The sequence below is a fragment of the Brevibacillus gelatini genome (assembly GCF_003710935.1).
In the GTDB taxonomy this organism is placed as follows: domain Bacteria; phylum Bacillota; class Bacilli; order Brevibacillales; family Brevibacillaceae; genus Brevibacillus; species Brevibacillus gelatini.
The window spans coordinates 19,176-38,534 of the sequence record NZ_RHHS01000028.1 but is presented as its reverse complement, the minus strand read 5'-3'; the positions used below and the strand labels follow the sequence as shown (position 1 = coordinate 38,534).

At 46.8% G+C, this 19,359-nt stretch carries 16 protein-coding genes; 3 read left to right on the top strand and 13 right to left on the bottom strand.

Annotated features, from left to right (window positions below; genetic code table 11):
- Positions 1-14 precede the first annotated feature (14 nt).
- The 3 genes from EDM57_RS12180 to EDM57_RS12170 are packed head-to-tail and all read right to left on the bottom strand — an operon-like array spanning position 15 to position 4,621.
- The gene (locus EDM57_RS12180; protein ID WP_122905024.1) at positions 15-2,249 is read right to left on the bottom strand and encodes a hypothetical protein; all 2,235 of its coding nucleotides are present in this window, start codon (positions 2,247-2,249) and stop codon (positions 15-17) included.
- 12 nt (positions 2,250-2,261) lie between these two features.
- Entirely contained in the window at positions 2,262-3,695 is a 1,434-nt protein-coding gene (locus EDM57_RS12175; protein ID WP_122905023.1) for a hypothetical protein, read from the bottom strand.
- The gene (locus EDM57_RS12170; protein WP_122905022.1) at positions 3,692-4,621 is read right to left on the bottom strand and encodes a stalk domain-containing protein; all 930 of its coding nucleotides are present in this window, start codon (positions 4,619-4,621) and stop codon (positions 3,692-3,694) included. The genes EDM57_RS12175 and EDM57_RS12170 overlap by 4 nt, the downstream gene beginning before the upstream one ends.
- A gap of 195 nt (positions 4,622-4,816) precedes the next feature.
- On the opposite strand from EDM57_RS12170, the gene EDM57_RS24055 reads away from it, so the two are divergent.
- The 3 genes from EDM57_RS24055 to EDM57_RS23735 all read left to right on the top strand — a co-directional run bounded on the left by EDM57_RS24055 (position 4,817) and on the right by EDM57_RS23735 (position 5,723).
- Positions 4,817-4,945, top strand: coding sequence for a putative holin-like toxin (locus EDM57_RS24055; protein WP_425455802.1), 129 nt, complete (start codon positions 4,817-4,819; stop codon positions 4,943-4,945).
- 296 nt (positions 4,946-5,241) lie between these two features.
- On the top strand, positions 5,242-5,349 hold the full coding sequence (locus EDM57_RS12165; protein WP_122905021.1) for a putative holin-like toxin: 108 nt from the start codon (positions 5,242-5,244) through the stop codon (positions 5,347-5,349).
- Positions 5,350-5,639: 290 nt separating this feature from the next.
- The gene (locus EDM57_RS23735; RefSeq protein WP_156110398.1) at positions 5,640-5,723 is read left to right on the top strand and encodes a putative holin-like toxin; all 84 of its coding nucleotides are present in this window, start codon (positions 5,640-5,642) and stop codon (positions 5,721-5,723) included.
- Between the two features lie 381 nt (positions 5,724-6,104).
- On the opposite strand, the gene EDM57_RS12155 is transcribed toward EDM57_RS23735, so the two are convergent.
- The 10 genes from EDM57_RS12155 to EDM57_RS12110 form a co-directional block, all read right to left on the bottom strand.
- Positions 6,105-7,652, bottom strand: a complete 1,548-nt coding sequence (locus EDM57_RS12155) for a fibronectin type III domain-containing protein (RefSeq protein ID WP_122905019.1) — start codon at positions 7,650-7,652, stop codon at positions 6,105-6,107.
- Between the two features lie 12 nt (positions 7,653-7,664).
- Entirely contained in the window at positions 7,665-8,840 is a 1,176-nt protein-coding gene (locus EDM57_RS12150) for a fibronectin type III domain-containing protein (RefSeq protein WP_170163434.1), read from the bottom strand.
- Positions 8,841-8,854: 14 nt separating this feature from the next.
- On the bottom strand, positions 8,855-10,375 hold the full coding sequence (locus EDM57_RS22985; RefSeq protein ID WP_148039107.1) for a hypothetical protein: 1,521 nt from the start codon (positions 10,373-10,375) through the stop codon (positions 8,855-8,857).
- 17 nt (positions 10,376-10,392) lie between these two features.
- Positions 10,393-11,271, bottom strand: a complete 879-nt coding sequence (locus EDM57_RS12140; RefSeq protein ID WP_122905016.1) for an S-layer homology domain-containing protein — start codon at positions 11,269-11,271, stop codon at positions 10,393-10,395.
- Positions 11,268-12,605: a CpaE/TadZ family protein gene (locus tag EDM57_RS12135; RefSeq protein WP_170163433.1), complete on the bottom strand. Its 1,338-nt coding sequence runs from the start codon at positions 12,603-12,605 to the stop codon at positions 11,268-11,270. Before EDM57_RS12135 ends, EDM57_RS12140 begins: the two co-directional genes overlap by 4 nt.
- A 27-nt stretch (positions 12,606-12,632) precedes the next feature.
- A complete protein-coding gene (locus EDM57_RS12130) occupies positions 12,633-13,247 on the bottom strand; it encodes a hypothetical protein (protein WP_148039106.1) in 615 nt (204 codons plus the stop codon).
- Between the two features lie 11 nt (positions 13,248-13,258).
- On the bottom strand, positions 13,259-14,506 hold the full coding sequence (locus EDM57_RS12125; protein WP_122905013.1) for a hypothetical protein: 1,248 nt from the start codon (positions 14,504-14,506) through the stop codon (positions 13,259-13,261).
- A gap of 10 nt (positions 14,507-14,516) precedes the next feature.
- Positions 14,517-14,945 (bottom strand): hypothetical protein, encoded by a 429-nt coding sequence (locus tag EDM57_RS12120; RefSeq protein ID WP_122905012.1) that lies wholly within the window; start codon positions 14,943-14,945, stop codon positions 14,517-14,519.
- Between the two features lie 97 nt (positions 14,946-15,042).
- Positions 15,043-16,836 carry a M23 family metallopeptidase gene (locus tag EDM57_RS12115; protein WP_122905011.1) on the bottom strand — a complete coding sequence of 598 codons (1,794 nt, stop codon included), beginning with the start codon at positions 16,834-16,836 and terminating at the stop codon, positions 15,043-15,045.
- Positions 16,833-19,358: a GumC domain-containing protein gene (locus EDM57_RS12110; protein ID WP_148039105.1), complete on the bottom strand. Its 2,526-nt coding sequence runs from the start codon at positions 19,356-19,358 to the stop codon at positions 16,833-16,835. The genes EDM57_RS12115 and EDM57_RS12110 overlap by 4 nt, the downstream gene beginning before the upstream one ends.
- Position 19,359: the final 1 nt, after the last annotated feature.

Sequence of the window (19,359 nt, the reverse complement as noted above, 5' to 3'; positions counted from 1 at the left end):
CACCTTCGTTCTTCTTATGGGTAGACGGAGAATTCCTCAACCCCTAATCCGCTTGAATGGTCCTTTCCATTGCTGTTGTACCAGGGAGCCAGTTCATCGAAGTACCATTCGTATCCTTGCCAATCCCATCCCGGTTGAATATTGTGGGGATATGGATTGTTTGGATCAACTCGTCGATAAATGTAGTCATCGTGAGGACTCCCAAGGATATTGTATTGCTCGTCGATGCATGTAGAAAGACGTGGTGAGACAGGCGTTACCGTCGTATTGCCTTCAATATCCGTATGAGTAGTAAAGGTCACTCCAGCCCCTTCCCCCTTCACCGCAAACGGATACGTGCCATCCTTTTGATAAAAGCTGGTGTAATACTTGTTTTGCCCATCCACGTACTGACTTTCATCGACTGCCAAAGGATCGAGTGTGTAAAAGTATTCGATAGCCTCTATGTCCTTCTGTCCCCGTTCAATCTTGGCCCGTGGAAATTGCCAGATGTTCGATGATTCAGGTGGTGGATTTTGAGGAACCAACTCGACTGCCGGCAGGATAACCGTATCCCCCTGATGCTCCTCTGAATCGAATTCCGCCATGATCCGAGAGAAATCATGTTTTCTTCCATTGTGCGGATTGGAGTTATGGTATTCTGTTTTCAACTTGTAGGCAAAACCCATCCCCGCTTTTACGGTTGCCGTCTGATACTCTGGTGTAACAACAATGGACTCATAATACTCTCCGATGCAGATGCTGCAGCCAACAGGTGTACAATTGCAATAATATTCATAGGTGCCTGATACCGCTGTCGTCTGGATCACTGTCCCGCGACAAGCAGCCCCGACCACTTCTTCAGGAAGCAATACGACACTTGCTGATTTGATATTGTCCGTGTACGTAATCTCGTCAAATTTCCGTGGTTGAGGGTGGATCTCGGCCTCCAGTTTATATGTCACCCTATCAGATCTTCCAGTTACCGGCGTCTTCCACTCGAAAGGAACTTCCCGCTCTTCGCCTGGATTCAGATGAACAGTTCGTCGGCCAACTTCCTTTCCATCGAAACGCAGAACGAGATCGACTGTTTCGGGCATAACGCTATCTGGTATGTTCCCTACCAGTACAAGCGTCGTAACATTGTCTCCCTGACGATAGACCCCACCTTTGACTGATTTGACGTACAGATTCACATTCTTCGTCAAATCAAGCGTAGTGACTTCCAAGTTGTTATGGAACCCATAGAACTCAACCGGAGGCGCATTTTCATGTGGATTGAGCCGAGCATATACGGTATTTTGCAGCGGAAACGTTGCCGAAATGAATTTTTCTTCTCCAACCCCGAGTGAGATATTCGATACCTCGCCCAATCTTGTTGCTTCTGCCCCCAATCCATATTCCATGGATGTGACCAGCGTTTGAGTACGTCCCGGCAAATCTTTTTGCTTCACAGGAAACTCGACTGTGATTCCAGTGGCTGTCTTACCAGTCAAAATGCCTTCCCCGATTTCTAAATCCGCGAAGTCAAACTGAACGATCATGTTCGCGTGATTGTCCCCGTAGTCTTGTTCCAAAGGATTGTGATCGGGATTCACTACGAATTCAATCGCTGTTTCCTTTTTCCCCTGCATGTCAAACGTGATGGAAAACGGTATGGTTTGGCGCCCCAGATTCTCATACCTCCCCAGCAAAGTTACTTGCTTGACTTCCTGCCATTGTGGATCACCCTCCCATTTCCATGCTACATTCGTTGTTTTCGGACTTGGTGATTGATTTTCCACGATTACCGAAACATCTCGCGTCTCCTTATCTCGTTTGATCAGGATCGGATTGGGACTCACCTCAAGCAGCTTCAAGTTCGTTTCGCTGCCTGCAATAACCGTTACCGTATAAGGTTGCGCTATATACCCCTCTTCATCTTTCGCATGAAGCGTGACCTCATACGTTCCCTTTTGAAGAGAAAAAGTCCCGGAGTTTGCCTTTTCTTCAAGCCATTGTTCTTCAAAAACTGTTGTCGTTTGATTGGTCTCAGTGTTCCTGTACTCCAGGGAGACTATCGCCTTCTTGTTCGCTGAGAAGCTTTCCAACAAAATTGAATAACTAACTTCCCCTACGTCTACATATACTGTCGAATCATTTTGCCCATTGATCGTCAGCGAGTAGATCACAGGAGGCCGACTTGTTGAAAAACTTGACGCGGGGAAAATCGTACCCAGCAGGAACACAATTACGATTAACGGGATCAGGATTTTCCTTCTGTTCCTCAACTATCCCACCTCTCACTTTTGGAAATTAACAATCGCTTGAATGGCTCCCTTTACCTCATCTGGATAAGTGTAGCTGGCTGGCAGTCCTTCACTCGTTGTGGTGGCCTTAGCCCAAAAACCGCTGTCAACCAATGGGGACGGGAACTGGATGGAATATTCACCCTTGTACTTCTTCTCTGGAAGAACGATCTCCACCGATTGGCCTTTATTCACCTCATATCGTTTCAAGAACTTTTCTCCCTTTGTCTCAACGAGGTAGGCTACCAATGGCCTCGTCTCTTTCGAGAGATTTTCCAGGATGACCCCATTGTTGCTTTTGCCAATCTTAAATTCCCAACGATTCAAAAAGATGCTGGTTTGAATGTCCGACACCCGAATCGGTTGATTCAGTTTTTCCCCGATCCCATTGTTCTTGTTAATCGACTCAAGTACAGAGCAAACTGCTGAGTTATACTGCATCCCCCAGACGAGCGGCCCCCCGTATTTGATAGTCGATCCATCTGATACATCCGGGAAGTAAATTCTCTGCGTCGTATCCCTCATCTTCACAAGAACGGGTTGGCAGCCCTGTGTGATTCCATTTTGGATAACAACCGATTTGGAAGCTGTTCTTCCAAACTTGTCGCTGACCGTCAGTGTTACTTGGTTTTGCCCCTGTTTTAAACCGGGCAGTTCAGACAAGGGAACATTCCCCTCATAGGTAACGGTGTAGTTGTTGACCGGCGAATTTCTCGAAAAGAGCTCCTTCGTATCCGTTCCGTTGACGGTGATTACTCCAGTGATCGCCGTATCATAAATCGAGTGGGCCAACGCTTTAATACGAAGACTCCCATCCGAATTTTGTTCCAGGATAGGAATGGAAGGCCATGGTGTGCTGTCATAGTGAGTTTGGAACAATGGCGATGTAATTCCATCTCCATTTTCTACTCGGGCTATATTGTTCAAACCACCACCGGATAAATAAAAAACGGCCCCTATGTCGATATAGGGGACGTTGTTAACCAAGTATTGTTTTACAATCGGGTGAGGATTAGACTTGCTGACTTGCTCCCATACCCATTGGGCATTACCATTCGCCTTAGCCACCAGGTCTTTAATGAGTTCTTCCTCAAGTGGAATTAAGTGATACCCAGACTTGTCTTTAAACTTGTCTTCTGGTTCTATACCAGGAAGTGGTTGGATGTCGAATTGGACCGTTTGCAAGTAACCGCTAGTTGGGGTTTCCACTCCGGTAATAACGTTCCTGATTTTCAGATCGTGCCGATAGGCGATCGAAGGCCTCCATTGGACACCTGATAGACCGGAAGAAGATAAATCACCTTGCAAGTAAATGTCTTTTTCCCCATAATAATGTTTCCCATAGGGATAAGTTGCAGCTGCCGAGACCATCGTCGAAGTCAAGAAAATAAAAGTAAGTGCCAAACAAATAATTCTTCGTGGTTTCATCTCTTAGCACCCCATTCGACTTTCATCTCCGGGACATATACAAACACTCCATTTTTCCCAACATTCCCTTGGAAAATAGCAAAGTTTATTTGTCCACCATTCTCACTGACCGTAATAGAGAATGATTCACCTTCTTTAGTTTTCGTTAAATTCTGATTCAGATTTTTGTCTTTATCATCCGTATACGTAAGCGCCATAACATGCCCTTCCGGCAGTTGAGGAATTTTACCTGTTATTACTCCGTTTTCGAACTTCAAGCTGTTAAGAAAGGCTTCAACCGCCGGCTCAGTTGTAGAATCTTTGGGGAGAAGGAAGTCAGGATAAGAAGGAGCTACAACCGTAAACTGCTCATCCAGACCAACTTTCGACCCTACACCTGAACTGCCGGGCGTAACTGAAGAATTCCCACTTCCCGGATTGGCTGTTCCTGGTTGGCCGGTGCCTGGTGTTGCTGTATCTGGGGTTCCATTCCCATCAGACAGGTTCGTGGTGATCAGTACAAGTCGTTCAGTTGCCAACCAGTCTACTTTTGCGCCGTAGGCTTCACTGACAAATCGCAGCGGAACAAACGTACGATTGTTTTGCAGCGTGGCAGCTGCATCAAAAGTGATCTCTTGACCGGCTACGACTGCCTTCTTTTCCCCGATCTTGAGCGAGATTTGCTTTCCGTCCTTGTTCATAATGACGGTTTGTTTTGCTCCATCCCAGTCTACTGAGGCGCCCAGTTTTTCACTAACAAAGCGAACCGGGATCATCGTCCGACTGGTAGATGGATCAATGAAAGGCTTTGCGTCTGGGAAATGGACAGAGACATTGTCCACCTTTACCTGAATGTCCTTACTGTCCGCGCGAACTGTGACCGGACTGATGGCAGCGGTCATAAGAGCTGCTCCAAGGAGATACTTAACAAAACGAATCTTTTTCATATGAAATCACCTCATTTTTTTTGTTCTCTCCCGATTTTTCCTAGCGTTATATTATTTCATACTTTTCCCTCCTCTGGAAGTTGCGAAAACTCTTTCTATAAAAATGAAAAGCCCCTGGCGTTTTGCCAGAGGCTGGTACTCAAAATCTCAATCCATGGTATAATCTTCATTGTACAATAGCATGGCTCCTCAAGGGTGGTCGGCTCACTCTCTACCCCATCAGGGAAAGGGGGTGAGATCGTGACAGTGTACGAAGCACTTTCATTAATGCTTACTTTCGGTCTGCTGATCGTAGCCGTGCTGTCATTCCACAAAAAGAAGTAGACCTCCCTTGAGCTTGGTAGGCCTGGAGGTCTACTCACCAACGATTTGAGCCGCCCCCTTGTTGGGGGACGTCTATTGTGCAGGACCGTAGGTGTTCCCAGCACCTGCGGTCATTTTTATTGTATGACCCTCTTTGGTGGTTATTATACTTCTTTTTGCTATGAAAGTCCATTTTGACGTTCCAGATAAAGCCATTTTCTTGTTCCGGTATGGTATAATTTTCTTGCACAATAGAATCGGCTCCTCAAGGGTGGTCGGCTCACTCTCTACCCCATCAGGGAAAGGGGGTGAGATCCATGATGTCAGCACACTACGCAATGAATCTGATGATCCAGTTTGGAACATTTGTTGTTGCGTTGATCGCTTTGGTCGTAACACTGCTGAACATCGGAAGAAAAAAGTAGATCACCCTTGAGCTTGGCAGCATGGTGATCTACTTCCCCAGAATATGAGCCGACGCCTTTGAGGGCGGCTATTGTGTAAGACCGTAGGTGTTGCTAGCACCTGCGGTCTTTGTTATTGTATGATCCTCTTTGGTGGTTATTATACTTCTTTTTGCTGCAAAAGTCCATTTTGACGTTCCAGATAAAGCCATTTTCTTGTTCCGGTATGGTATAATTTTCTTGCACAATAGAAACGGCTCCTCAAGGGTGGTCGGCTCACTCTCTACCCCATCAGGGAAGGGGGTGAGACAATGACAGTATACGAAGCTCTTTCTTTGATGCTTGCCTTTGGCATGTTGCTCGTAGCCATACTGTCTTTCCACAAAAGGAAATAGACCGCCCTTGAGTTAGCAGCTCAGCGGTCTATTTCACACCAAGTATTGAGCCGCCCCTTGCGGGGAACGACTATTGTGCAGGACCGACAGCGTTGCCGCGCTGTTGGTCTTTTTTAGTGTGTACAATTACTGTTGTAATTAGCATATCATAAAACACTCGAGAGTAGAAGCAGATCACCCTTCCACCTGATATACCGGGTAAACTGCTTTTACGATCCTGAGAGCTTTTCGTTGTGGACACCACAATCAATATAAAAGCGCAATTCAAGCACTTACTTATTGTCAATACCCACATTACCATATCCAACCAATGTTTGCAATCATTTTTTCTTTTAATGATTAAAAAATACCCTTGTCATTTTCTGACAAGGGCGCTGTCGATCAATTCTTCAGCTCTGAATGGGTCAAAACCTCAATCTGCAAATGACCGCCGCTCTTCGAGATGTTTACCACCTCTGGAGCTGTCCGGTTCGGAGTGGTGATCTCCCGTTGTGCACGATACGAGTATTTGCCATTACGTACCTCGAAAGAAACGACATAGGCGGTTTTGTCATTCAGATTTTCAAAGCGTGCTTTCTTCGTAATCTCTTGGGAAACCCCTTCGATGGTTGCGACCACAGCGTAGTTGGATTGTGGTACCTCAACTTCGATCCAGGCTTTTCCGGAGTTGATCTGACCATCGGCGACCAGGTTGATGGATTGAATAATCTGTGCTGCTTCTTTCCTGAATGTCTCCTCTTCTGATGTACGTTTTTCCGGGGTTTTTATTGTAAATTGCCTTTCTCTCTTTCTGGTACCGTCACTGACTACAATTGTCAGAACATAATCCTTGTTCCACTCAAGATCACCAAATCGAACGGATTCGTCACCCAAGGATTGAGTAACCCCATTGACTGTCCCCTGAACATCCATTCCACGTGTGTTTTTCACAATTACATCGACCCATGCCCCTGTATCGTCAGCGTCCACCTGGTACACAACCTCGGAGAAGATGTCCCCCGCTGCTTTGTCAAATTCCTGATCGGGATCAGAAGTAACCGGAATCATTCCCGTTCGGAATGTTTCTGAAACCCATTCGGAATACTCGTGATTGGAAGACTCAACTCGGGCCTCATAGGTGTACTCCGTATTCTCCTTGAGTCCGGTTTCTTCGATCAAGGTTCCATTTACAACAGGATTTCCTCCTTCACGTTTAGCCTCTATTAAAACATCATCCGGATTCCCATTGAGGTCAACTTTTAACGTAATGCTCGTTGCGGTCACGTTTTGGACCTTCAAGATCGGCGGCGCCGGCTTGGTCCAAATGGTAATCATATTCTTGTTGCTCATGACAATATTTTCAGCCCAAAACTCGTACGTGTACGGCCTTCCTGGTGAAACCGTGTCATCTGTAAAAGTCGTGTCTGTAAACACTTTCGCCTCATCCCAATCGGAGCGTTTCACTTTGTAAACATGTGCCCCCTGTACAGGGTTGACAACCAAGGTTATACTACGATCCGTACTATCTTGAGAAGCCAAGGTAGGCATGGCTGGAGCCTGAATGAGTGTTAGAGGCTCCGAGTACAAAGTCTCAAGCCCTTTCCCATTTCGTGCTTTGATACGGATATACACGGTTTCCGCATCTTGCAGGTCAAGGGTAAACGTATCTCCGTCATTGTGTGGGGTCCAATCTTGCACGACATCAAAAACAGAGAAGTCGGGAGATCCCGACTTCTCCATTTTCATTTCCGTTCCCGATGGGTTATTCGTGTCAATTTGAACAGTGTGTGTATTTCCAGACACCCCGGCTACAGACAACTTAGGTACAGTTGCCAGTGTCCATTCCTCTTGCTCAGCCACTACAGACGGATTGGCCGCAAAAATCGTATGAGCAGGTTGGCCTGCAAGGAATACAAGGGCCAAGCCAACCTTTCTCCAGCGCTGTTTCATCATGAAACCTCCTTACTCTGCATATCGTGCTTCCCCAAGCACCTTGTATTTTCGATTGGGCTGCAAACCGGTAAACGTGTACGTCAGTTCGGAGGCAGCCCATCCCGTACCTTGTTGAGCCCAATCTGTAGTCGCAACCTCCTGGCCATTCTCATCCTGCAGGACAATTCGGAACTCAACATTCGTCGAATCTGAATTCGGTGTAAGCGTTACTGTGATCGAGTCTTCCGTCGGAACGGTATTAACCGTAGGTGCAGCTGGTACAGTCCCCGTCACCAGCTCGATCTCGGCCGTTTCTTTCGCATTCGGGTTTTGCGGGTTATTTCGGGCTTTTGCGTATACCCGATACCTTCCGGGAGATAAAGAGCCAAAGTTGTAGGTCAGGTCTGTAGTCCAGTCACTTTCATCAATAGCCGTACCATCGATTGTGTTGATACGATATTTGTATTGGGTTGTAGACGGATTCCCGTTTGCATCAATCGCAACGGTCAAAGACGTTTCACTGCTGTCAGTCACTCGTAAATTAGCTGGCTCCTTGGCATCCGTCCAGATCTTCACTTTATCTGATGGCACTGAATCACCTGTTGCATTGGAATGAACAATGTAAAACTCATAGGCGGTATCCGGTGTTAAGTCGGCCAATGTTTTGCTTGTGTCCCCGTCATTGATCGTGAGCTGCTGATCGTTGCTGTCAAACAGCTTGGTCGTCGTACCAGGCTCGTTCTCCCAGTTGACCGTGATGGTTTGGCCATCGACACTTCCGGTCGGTGTTGCAGGTTTAGCAGGTTTTGTCAGGAATTGACCGGTCAGGTACTCTCCGTTTGTTTTTGGAGGCGAATCCTGGTTGAACGACGAAACCCGAAAATAATACATCTTATTACCCACCAACCCTGTAACCGTTTCTTCCATATCGTCAATGCCCTTGTCCAGCACAACCGTCCAGTCGGTTTGATCTTCAGACATTTCGAGAGTATACCCGGTATTTGAAGGGTTTCCATTCGCATCCCAACGCAAAGGCAGCGACGTGTCTGTCGCTGCCTCCGTGTCCAATGTCAAGTTAGTAGGAGTCTTTGCCAAAGTTACCACGTTAACAATCGTCGTAGAAACCGCACTTGCAGCAAATGAAAGTTGAGCAAAAGAAAAGCAACCTAACAGCGTTAGAATTGCTATCTGACGTACTTTTTTCACAATAACCACACTCCTCATTTGAATCTGACATCGACTTGAACATCGTATATGGTGTTAGGGGCAAGCCCTGAGAAGGTATATTCCTCTTCGTCTGTCCAGCTTGAGGTTTGGATATTCTGACCATCTTTTAGAATGCTAAACTGACGTTCTACAGGGTCAGGGTATGTTTGGGTGTCTGTTACTTTTACGCTGTCTTCCGACAACTCCACGACATTCACAATTGGATTGGGCGGACCGATCGACGTAACGGAATGTGAAGCGACACTCTCGTTACCCGCTATATCGATTGCTCTTGCGTAGATGGTTGCATTTTTTGTCAGCGTGAGCGGTTCGGTATAGGTCGTCCAGTCCCCATTATCAATCTTGTACTCTTTTACATTTGCATCCGATGGAAAGTTGATCGTGACTGTTTTGGAGACTGCCTGTCCGATCGGATCTTCCGAAAAAGTTGGTGCTGCTGGAGGGGTTTTGTCCACCACAAAATTCCTTGATTCAATACTGCTATTTCCTCCCTTATCGTCTTCAACCCACACCTTCAACACATGGTTTCCCTCCGGGATTGTTGAGTCAATCGTGATGGTTTTATTAAATGACTGTGGTGATCCAGTAGAAGGATTTGTAGCAATGATTTGCGCGGGATTCGAGTCAATTTGATACTTCGTCGTGATCACATCTCCAACATCGGCATCATTCATTTGCCCGGAAATTGTGTAAGTGTTGAACCCGGAAACTTCAGATAAGGTGAGATTGTCCACCGTTGTCAGCGTAAGAGTTGGTTTCGTGTTATCTACATAAGTGAGTGTTACATTGTAGGAATAATAATATGTTGTTGATCCGTATACGGTCCCACTATAGTTCTGCGTATAGGAATACGTTCGTGTATCGATTTCAGGTCTAGTAACTGTTCCCTTGTACCTAATCGTCAAAGATGTTGCATATAACGTATCAGTTCCATCAGTTTCCGGACATCTTACATAATTGAAATTCGTCTTCTCAACCCATTTAAGTGTTCCCGTGTAGCCTCCCGAGTTATAAGGGATATTATCTGGCGCATTAAAAGGAGGTAAATTGCACGGATCACCGCTCCTTGAAAAGCTTCTCGTTTCCTCCGCAACAAAAGAGTCCGCGGGAATATAAGTCCCTCCTGTTTGGACTTGGGTTACACTTCCGCTTTTATAAAGTGTTCCCGAGTACCCTCCTGAATTGTAAGAGATGCTACTAGGGAACGAACCAGTTGTATTCGTCAATGAGTCAGTCACCGTCTTAGACGGTGTGTGGCTTCCAGTCGGAGCCCCATTGTTCACGGTAATGGTTACATTATTTCCATTGACCGTGTATGAAACTGTCCCTGTATCTACGCTTATACTGGTAACACTCTTAAGGTTAGGGATGGTAATGGTTTTTGACTGTGATCTACTTGGGCTGGAAGGAAAACTGATCGTCTGCGTTGCAGCTTCCGTTTTCAGAGGCATAGACGAGAACAGTAATACTGCAGCGGTAATTGCAGCCGTAGCTTGCTTTATCCATTTTTTCATTGTCTCACTCCCCTTCTCTACATCTTCCGCTCATTTTGTTCATTGATGATTCCTTTCATCTTCAAAAAACGAACCATCATAGTCGCGGCTTCTGCACGAGTGGTGTTACCGTTGGGTCGAAACGATCCATCAGGAAAGCCCTTTAAGAGCCCAGCAGCAGCCACTTTCTTCACGTCAACTGGATACTTCATGGCACTCTCGTCCTTGAACTTCACATCTTGCGAAGAGATTTCAGGAACATCTACGGCTGTCCAGAGGGCAATCTCTTCACGCGGGATCGCAGCATTAGGGAAGAAATGCCCTTCCGAATATACTTCCGGATTAATGTTCTTACGGACTACCAGAGAAGAAACCGGCCCGAAAAACCAATCATCTGGTTTTACATCAGAAAAGACCGTTGTTTCCACTGACTTAGGAACTGTTGATGCCATTTTTAACACACGCTCCAAGAGCGCAGCATATTCCGCTCTCGTGATGGTTTTTTCCGGCTTAAACGTTCCATCTGGATAACCTTTCAGTAACCCGAGTTGGTTCATTAGCAAAATGTCGTTTCTCGCCCAATGGTTTACAGAATCCATGGGTACACTGAATATCGAATCATTCTTCAGATCTCCGCCGGTACTGTCAGCACTGTCTTCGTCCCTTTTTTCAGTATTTTCAAGAGGAACCGTTATAATTTGGGGATCGTTTTCGGTATTGGGAACCGTAACCACCACCGTTATTACATCCTTTTTGTACGTAAACTCCAAATCTACAAAATTCCCCTCCTTGTCCACGATTTTATAAGCGCTCGTCCCTTCCGGAATGGATACCGTAGCCTTTTTTTCCGCGAACGCAAAAGAGTGGGCGCTTCCCACAAGGGAAAGCGCCAAAATTACTGCTAAAAACTTCTTCATGATTTTTTCCCTCCAAACAGCCTTGCAAAAAACCCTCGTTTCTCTTTAAGCGTAAATCCGGATACGAGCGACTCCATAACTCCGATGAGGGCAACAGAGAAGGGATGGGATTTATCTTCTTGTACCAGCACCTTCCCCTCATTGTGAATGGCCCGCATGCCGGCCGCCTCCGGCAGAAACCCGATGATGGACAACCCGTTGAGGTAGGCTTTGCATTTTTCCCTCGTCAGGGTATTCCGGTCTTTCTTCGTCGGCTCAAAGTTGACCAACACACTGATTTTTTCTAAGAATAGTTGCCGTCTGCTCCAAAGATCCAGATATTCCTGTGAATCCTTGATGGTTGCCAAATCGTAGTCAACGACCAGCAGGGTCCTGTTTGCCATCGACATCGCCACACTGAGAAGGTCTTGCCGCTCTGGCCCGATATCAATCACCACGTAGTCAAATGTCCGAGTGAGATGGGTCAAAATGTAGCCGACAAGCTCGGGAGAGCAAGATTGGCCTACATTCACACCAGGCAGTACATACAGGCCGTTGGGGTGCTTAACCACCAGTTTGGTGAGAATTACTTGATCCGTTACAAGCGCGTTGTTCTCGAAGTACGGCTCCCACGTTTTCACATTTACTTCCGACTTGATTCGCATTCTTGTTGTCACGTTGCCGTGTGGGTGCATCAAGTCAACAAGAATGACCCGACCGTTTGCATGATCATGCAACAGCCGGGCCACGTTCATGGCGATGGTTGTTTTTCCGATTCCCCCCTTTGTTGAGGTAACCACAAACATCTGTCGTCCCCCGATGGGCCGAATGTGAAGTTCATCCAGACGTGAGAAGTTGACGGATACAGTCTCAGGTTGCTGGTCAATCGGAGGATGGAACTCTTGTTTTTCTTCCTTCCTTTGCTGCTCTTCATGTTCCATCGGTTCCGAAAACTTTGATTGTTCTTTGCTCCGGGGAACCGAAGAAGATGGTCTTGTCCTGGGTACCAAGCGAATGACGTGTTCAACAGGCTTCGTTTCCGTTTCCGAATCGTTTGTATCATATGAAGCTGTGGAAACATGATCCGTACGATCCAGGAAGTCGTGGGCACCATTCCGCATGGCATCCTTCATTTCTTCGACGTATTGTTCGCTCTTAAAATTCCCAAGGACATACACCTTTGCATGATCCCGCAGAAGAGGGAGCAGAACTTTATCCTCTGGCCAGAGAAGATACACGATGGCATTTGGAGTTTCCTGCACATGGGACAGCAACTGATCGGGTGAAACAACTGTTACGTCTTTATTTTTCAAGGGAACTGTAGAAAATACACGCTGTGTTTGAGTAGCGAGCATAATCATCTTCCTTTCGTTTTTCAGTCATCAAGGATTTTCCACACGAACAATGAGTGTGCGCCACTCCCCTTTCGCCGGGGCTCGTATGTTTTGTTCGTCGCCATACATCTTCCGTAGTACACCTCTCCACTCTCTTTTTGTCATCGGAGCTGATTGGTCATGTATGATGGGCGCTACTTCATAAGCAAGACCTAGCCGTTTGGCTTCCTTCATGGCTGCAATCGTCAACGTTTGATGGGTGGTTCCGACGAAAACCACCCTCTTTTTCGGATACGTTTTAGCGAAGCTGTACAACCGCTGCAAATCACGGATGTACTGTCTCAATACCCGAACAGGCGTACTTCTTCGCTTTACACCTGGTTCTATCAAGTGAATTTCAAACCAAATTTCGTCGTCGGACTCGTTGTAGGGGATCACAAATGTTCTCTCCAGGCCCATTTGCTTGGCTTCACGATAGTATTTCTTCTTGATCGCCTGCCGTTTGGCGACACCGAAAAAAACTAGAACAACGGCTCCCACATACAGAGTTGCAGCCAGGCACAAAAGAAACATCCCTACATAGTAGTGGGTTAAAAAACAGATGACAGCGATTGCCATCATCCCATTGAACAACCGATAATCCCGTTTCTGCCATACACGCATCTCGTGCATCCTCATCCGATACCACTTCTCATGTACTGATGGAGTGGGTCCATTTGAACGATCTTGACCAATTGATCGCATAGCCCCTCATCTGAAAACGCTCGGGGGATGCCGTTCGCAATGTCCAGATGGGCTGCATGGTCATACGGAAGCGCCAACGCAAGGAGGAGAGGAATCAGTTCTTGGGGGTGACAAGCCCCATCATATGCCATATTCCATATCACTCCGGCGGGTTGAATTCCATCCAGCGCCTTGCTGATGATCACCTGCCGGGCGTAATCTGAATCTACGATTACATACACAACAGCCCCTGGTGGGATATCATCCTTTTTTGCTGCTTCCACAATCAGTACGCCAATCTTGGCAGAAGGCTTAGCATCCCTACCTGCAACCGTAAGGGGGATGTCGGATAGCGTAAACGGAAACGTTGGCGCGTTAAACCACAGTTTCGTCTTGCATGTCGGCGTACAATCCTTGTATAGAACGGGAACACGTAATCGTTTGGCTGCAGCAATAGCCGTATTCACGCCGACATATGTTTTTCCAGTCGATTCAGGTGAATACAGCACAATGATTTTCTCCGGAGTCGCTTCTGGTTCTTTATTACGAGCCTCTACAGCTGATTTCTCGGCCATCACTGATCTTTCGGGAGCGGTTTTGTTTTCTTTCTCACGTGCTTCCCATTTCTCTCTTAGCTTTTCTCTTACGTCCGTCACAGACTTGGAAAATCGGAATACCCGTTGGTTTATCGGACGTTGAGAACCTTCCTGATTTTTCTCTTCAGTCGCTACCAGCTTAATTTCTTTTGCTCGGTAGGTATCCTCCGATGTAAGCTCCTCTTCCTGACGAAGAAGGTGTTTCACCTGTTTACGAGTACCAGGATGGTGAAGAGCGGCAATCACCTGATCCACCTTGATGGTATCCCCCATGATCAAATCGTAGATTCCCAATCCAATCAGCCTTGCCAAAAAGGGATGACCTGGCGGGCGTTCATTGAGGATCATGACAACACGAATCCCTTCCTCGACAATTGACTCCATTATTTTGAGAATGTTTGCTTCCGCCCCCACATGTCCCGCATTCTGATCAAAACGGGAAGTCGGAATGGTTTCCGAGAACAATACAACGTCTGGTTTCAATGAAGGAACCATGGTGACAAGCTGTTCCGCATACAATGCCCTGCCGACTTCCAAAATGCCATCCTTTTTGCTCACATAATCATCCAGCGCTTCATCCCCTGTGGCAAAAACAATTTTCAAGACCATCACCTCACTGGAGGAATTCAATGAATTTGCGTAATAATGGGACGCCATGGATTGTTAAAAACAATCCTAGTGCGACAAAGAAAAGAAAGGACCAAATCCATGCCAGTATTTTTTTTAGTCCTAAAAAAAACAGCAGCACCGATCCCAAAATGAGAAACGGTCCTACCATCAAGAGAAATGTAACCGATAGTTTCAGAGATAGTTCTGTTAACCATGACCGAATGACTTCCGTTTTTTTCTCCAACCAATCCAGGAACGCATCGTTTTCCAAGGAGGACGACTCCTTAATGATAAACGTCCCTTTTTGACTTTCCTCCAATCCAGATAAAATATGATTAGCGACGTCGTTTTGGGGCTGCTGTCCTTGCTCGGCGTATGCGACCGAGCTAAACAGCAACCAAACAATCATGAGAAACCATCCCCACTTTTTCATATGTCCCTCCTAATGTTTGATGATCCAGACCCGACGTTTTTTTCTTCCAAAATGAAAGGCATCTCGCTCGGGCATTTAGAATACCGACCCGTTTTCTCTATTCATCATCAGGATTGGAAATATCGCCTCCTTCAAAATCAGGTTGCTCCCCGTAAACATCCAGAAGACCGTCTGCTTTTAAAAAGTCGATCCACTTGAGTGGGTCCCGCCGTTTCCCTCCAATGGTGACATCCATGTGAAGGTGGGCGCCGGTACTTCTCCCCGTACTGCCAACATACCCAATCAATTCTCCCTGCCGGACTCTCTGACCGGAAGAAACCACGAACTTACTTAGGTGCAGATACCGTACAACAATGTCCTGTATACGATTCTTTTCATGAACTTGTGTATCCAGTTTTAACGCAACGTAATTTCCGGCCGAGTCCGAACTTTTCGCAACCTGCACGATCCCTGAGTTAATCGCCAAAACTGGAACTTGTTCGGGTACTCCCCAGTCAACCCCATCGTGAAACTCTCGCTTGCCAAATAGTTCTCGGTAACAAAAACAGCTGGTAATGGGCCATGTACTGCCATCCCAAAATGTTTTTTCCCTCACTTCATAGTTTGGCGGCTCAATTTGAAAGCCAGGGTCGAGAATGTAGATGGGGATTGATTGGTAGTAATACGTGAATCCACTACCTAGGGCAACTTGAGCTTTGACCAACTTCTCCTCGTCTGTATCTTCTCCACCCATGAAAAGGTAAACGACTTCCTCTTTCTTGGTTCGATTGGTGATGTCGTCTATCCAGGAAGTGAGGAGATCATAGGATATAAATAAAAACTTGGCTACCTCATCGACAAAACGATCCGCTAGAATGTCATCATTGATGTTTTCTGAGTATTCTTCCACAATCGCGTAGCCGTACCTCGGAATATACACTTTCATGCCGAGTTGAAGACCGTATGGGTTATCTTCGGCAACCGCAATCGTTCCGAACCGTGTATCACTTCCTCTTCGTGGCAGTGTACCAAGTGGTGTCCTGCCTTTATTGATACGCCACGAATTGTCGTAGACCTGAACTTTTGCAATCATGGATTCAATAAATTCTTTTGGCGTTCGTTCCGGCAGGAGAGCATACAAATCGATTTCTCCCACCTCATTTCTGGGGGCAGAACCAATTGGCGATCGGGCAATCACTTGTTGCATTTCCGGAGGAAACAGGTATTTCACGCGGGGATCTTTCAGATCCCGATCAAATCCATAGGCTTGGAAAATAACGATGTCGATATTCTGGTTATCCTCCAAGCCATAGTGTCGAAGCGCCTGTTTCAACTTTCCATACGTGAAGTTCGTGTCTACGCGTGTTAACTCCTCACGGCATGTTCGGGTGCCGTCCGAATGCTGCTCATAAACGGGTTGGTAATGATACTGATAGGTCCCGATGTAGGTATGAGCAAAATCAAGAAGGGTTTTGCCATCACAAGCGATTCGGAAGCGAAACTCCGGCTTGACCAGCTCGTAGGTTTGGTTCAGATACTTTTCCATTTGGGATAGATCGTCGAAGTTGTAGGCTAGTTTGTCGATAGCAGCCATGATGCCCCATGAAAGTTGATGATCATGCTGGAAGACTTGGTCAATTTCCTCTTCTGTCAATCCTTCTTTCCATGTAGCTGCTTTCTGCTCATACGCCGCTTTGATTTCCAGACCGATTTTCGGATCAAAATCATCTCTTCCGGTAAAGTTCAGCATTCCCCCCGTGAGATTGAACATCGAGTCTAGGGTTAACATCACGAGAAGCACAATAAAAAGCAGTGGTATCATGCTCAAAATGAGAGAGAACACCATTCGTTTGACATAACGAAAAAGAAGGCGGGCCATGAGCGCGCCCACCTTTTTCAACCGTTCCATCATTCTTTACGGAATCTCCTTTGGAGTTCCAATCCCTCTTCACCTTTTCTGAAACTGCTGATAATCAAGTGTGCCTCCCCCTTGTTCTTTACTGTGCTTGCTGGAACCCCCAATTTTTCTAGTGTGTACGCTTGTTTTTCGGTAACCGGATCAGCGAACCATGCGGGTTCAACGTTCACAGACGTTTGTCGATAGGGCTGCCGAAATGCCTCTCCCGATGAATGTTGGAGTGAACTTTTCCCTTGAGATACGGGCCGGAGTGCTGTTTGCTGCGGCGCTGGCGTAAATACCGGTTCAATGCGGTACTTCCTCACAGGAACGGATGGACCAGAAGAGGTTAAAGGAATCAGCTTCCCGGTAACTTTTTCAAGATGCATTTTCTGCCCCTCCGCGTTCATCCTTCCAGCCAACGCTTGTTGATAGTTTTCCGCTGCTCCTTGATAGGTTCGTTCCAACTCCTCGTATCGAGCACCTGCATGAGATTCTGCTCGCTGTACTCTCTGTGCAGCCTGATTCACCTGATAGCCTGCTTCCAAATATTGAGCAAGGGAAGAACCAGGGCGATAACCGGCTTTCATGATTGATTGAACATCTTCGCTCCGATAAACGGTATTTACAGCCCGTTTCGTTTGCTGTAACTGCTTGTAGGCTTGTTCCACCTGCTGGCGGGCCATGTTCTTTTCCGGTGTATTTGGTTTGATGGCTTGGTAATCTGCCAACGCCCTTTCGTACGTTTGCTTGGCATCCTGAACCGTCTGGTTGGCATGAATCAGCTGCGTCCGTGAACGATGATACGCCCCTTCATGCTGCTGTAACAGGTTTCTTGCTTTTACGCGTTCTTCCGGCTCCATTTGTTGATACAAAGCATCAAGGTTACGTTTGGCTTGCATGTGATCCTGCTTCGCTGCAAAAACCGGGCTAATCTGGCTGTCAACCTGACGGAGAGCAAATGCTGCTTCCTCTTCACGCTGACGGGCTTCTGCCCACTTTTGTGGTAATTCCATCATCTGCTGGTAGGCTGCTGCCTTTTGGCGATGGTAATCACGATCCAAAAACGGAAGACGAGATGCTACGCTGTGGAGACCCTTTCGTACTTCCGGTGACGACGCTGCCGCGGTGATTTGGTTGGCTGCATATCCTGACAGTCTGGTACCCACTTTCGTTCCCGCTAACATACCGGGCGCACCGGCCAATGCCATTCCCGCTAATCCTCCAAAAGCGCCTGCACTAAACTGGAATCCACGCCGCAGGGTATTTCCAATGGACTGCCTTAGACTTTCGCCGGGTTGAGCCAAGCCGCTTTGTTGATAAGCGTCACGCATCCCGTGAAAGCTTTGCATGGCTAACTTCCCTGTGTTCATGACACCCGCAATTCCAAGACCCGAAAGAGTCAGATAGGCCATCTTCCGCATCCACCCTGCTCCCTCTTGAGCAAATCCACCACCTTGAAATACTTCCCGCACAAAAGCCCCAGCTGGAATAATCGCAAGCAATAATACGACTGAATAGGCAATCTTCTCCACATCAGGGGCATCCTGCATGAGATTGAAGGCAAAACAGTAGAGCAAGGCATGAACCGGCTGCGTGAACAGGTTGGTCAGCATTTCCCGATTCCACAATCCAAACAGGTGACGCTTGGAGGGAAAATTTTGCAGCATCGCAATGATCGGGAACAGCACCAATAACCCCATGATGACAATCTTCTGCATGAAGTAAATAAAAAAGATCATCCCGTGCTGAGCCAGAGAGATCAACTTCAGCAATGCTTCCGTCAACTTGTCCTCAATGCTGTAATTCAATAACCCCTGCACGACAATTTCTGGATCGACCAAATTGGCGAACAGGGCGACAAATAGCATGGCAATATCGGAATAGATCCCGACAAGAAAGGGGATAAACAGGATTGCCAACGCTGAAAGAACCATGGTGGAGATAATGCTTCGGGCAGTAATGCGATCCTGAACACCGCTCGGAAACATCAGGTAATTTGCCTGATACCCTACGATAATGACAGCTCCTGCCCAAAAGATTCCCATCATGTAGTAGTAGATGTACTTGATGATCTGCCATGTACTTTCATTAAAGCGATAGTAGGCAAAACGGTCTTTGTCCTTAAATCGCACCTCTTCTGTACCGTCTTCGCTCTTCACAATTTCAAAGTTAAAGATTTGCCGCTCCGGCGGCGGAATCAAGAGTTCGAGCCATGCGGCTACCTTCTGAACCACGAAACCTACACTACTCCCCAGGAAGTTGGCGTCATTAAAGGCAATATCATACGCTGAAACACCAATACCGGTGAGGATCGCTCCCCATTTTGCCTTGTCATAAACCTTCTTCGCTTTTTCCCCCACTTTCGTTGCCTTATCTGAAATTTTTCCAAACCAACCGTCTTTGAAAAGATTTCCGATCCAGCTCCCTACAGCTCCACCTTTACCGGCATCTGCTTTATACACACCAAATGTCGTCAGGCCAACACCGGTAAGCATGACAATGGCCACAGTAAGGATTACGACTCGTCTCCACAAT

Excerpts from the sequence above, each read along its gene's own strand:
- EDM57_RS12175 (WP_122905023.1), bottom strand. The coding sequence starts at position 3,695 with ATGAAACCACGAAGAATTATTTGTTTGGCACTTACTTTTATTTTCTTG.
- EDM57_RS12170 (WP_122905022.1), bottom strand. The coding sequence starts at position 4,621 with ATGAAAAAGATTCGTTTTGTTAAGTATCTCCTTGGAGCAGCTCTTATG.
- EDM57_RS12165 (WP_122905021.1), top strand. The coding sequence starts at position 5,242 with ATGATGTCAGCACACTACGCAATGAATCTGATGATCCAGTTTGGAACA.
- EDM57_RS23735 (WP_156110398.1), top strand. The coding sequence starts at position 5,640 with ATGACAGTATACGAAGCTCTTTCTTTGATGCTTGCCTTTGGCATGTTG.
- EDM57_RS12155 (WP_122905019.1), bottom strand. The coding sequence starts at position 7,652 with ATGAAACAGCGCTGGAGAAAGGTTGGCTTGGCCCTTGTATTCCTTGCA.
- EDM57_RS22985 (WP_148039107.1), bottom strand. The coding sequence starts at position 10,375 with ATGAAAAAATGGATAAAGCAAGCTACGGCTGCAATTACCGCTGCAGTA.
- EDM57_RS12140 (WP_122905016.1), bottom strand. The coding sequence starts at position 11,271 with ATGAAGAAGTTTTTAGCAGTAATTTTGGCGCTTTCCCTTGTGGGAAGC.
- EDM57_RS12135 (WP_170163433.1), bottom strand. The coding sequence starts at position 12,605 with ATGCTCGCTACTCAAACACAGCGTGTATTTTCTACAGTTCCCTTGAAA.
- EDM57_RS12130 (WP_148039106.1), bottom strand. The coding sequence starts at position 13,247 with ATGCGTGTATGGCAGAAACGGGATTATCGGTTGTTCAATGGGATGATG.
- EDM57_RS12120 (WP_122905012.1), bottom strand. The coding sequence starts at position 14,945 with ATGAAAAAGTGGGGATGGTTTCTCATGATTGTTTGGTTGCTGTTTAGC.
- EDM57_RS12115 (WP_122905011.1), bottom strand. The coding sequence starts at position 16,836 with ATGATGGAACGGTTGAAAAAGGTGGGCGCGCTCATGGCCCGCCTTCTT.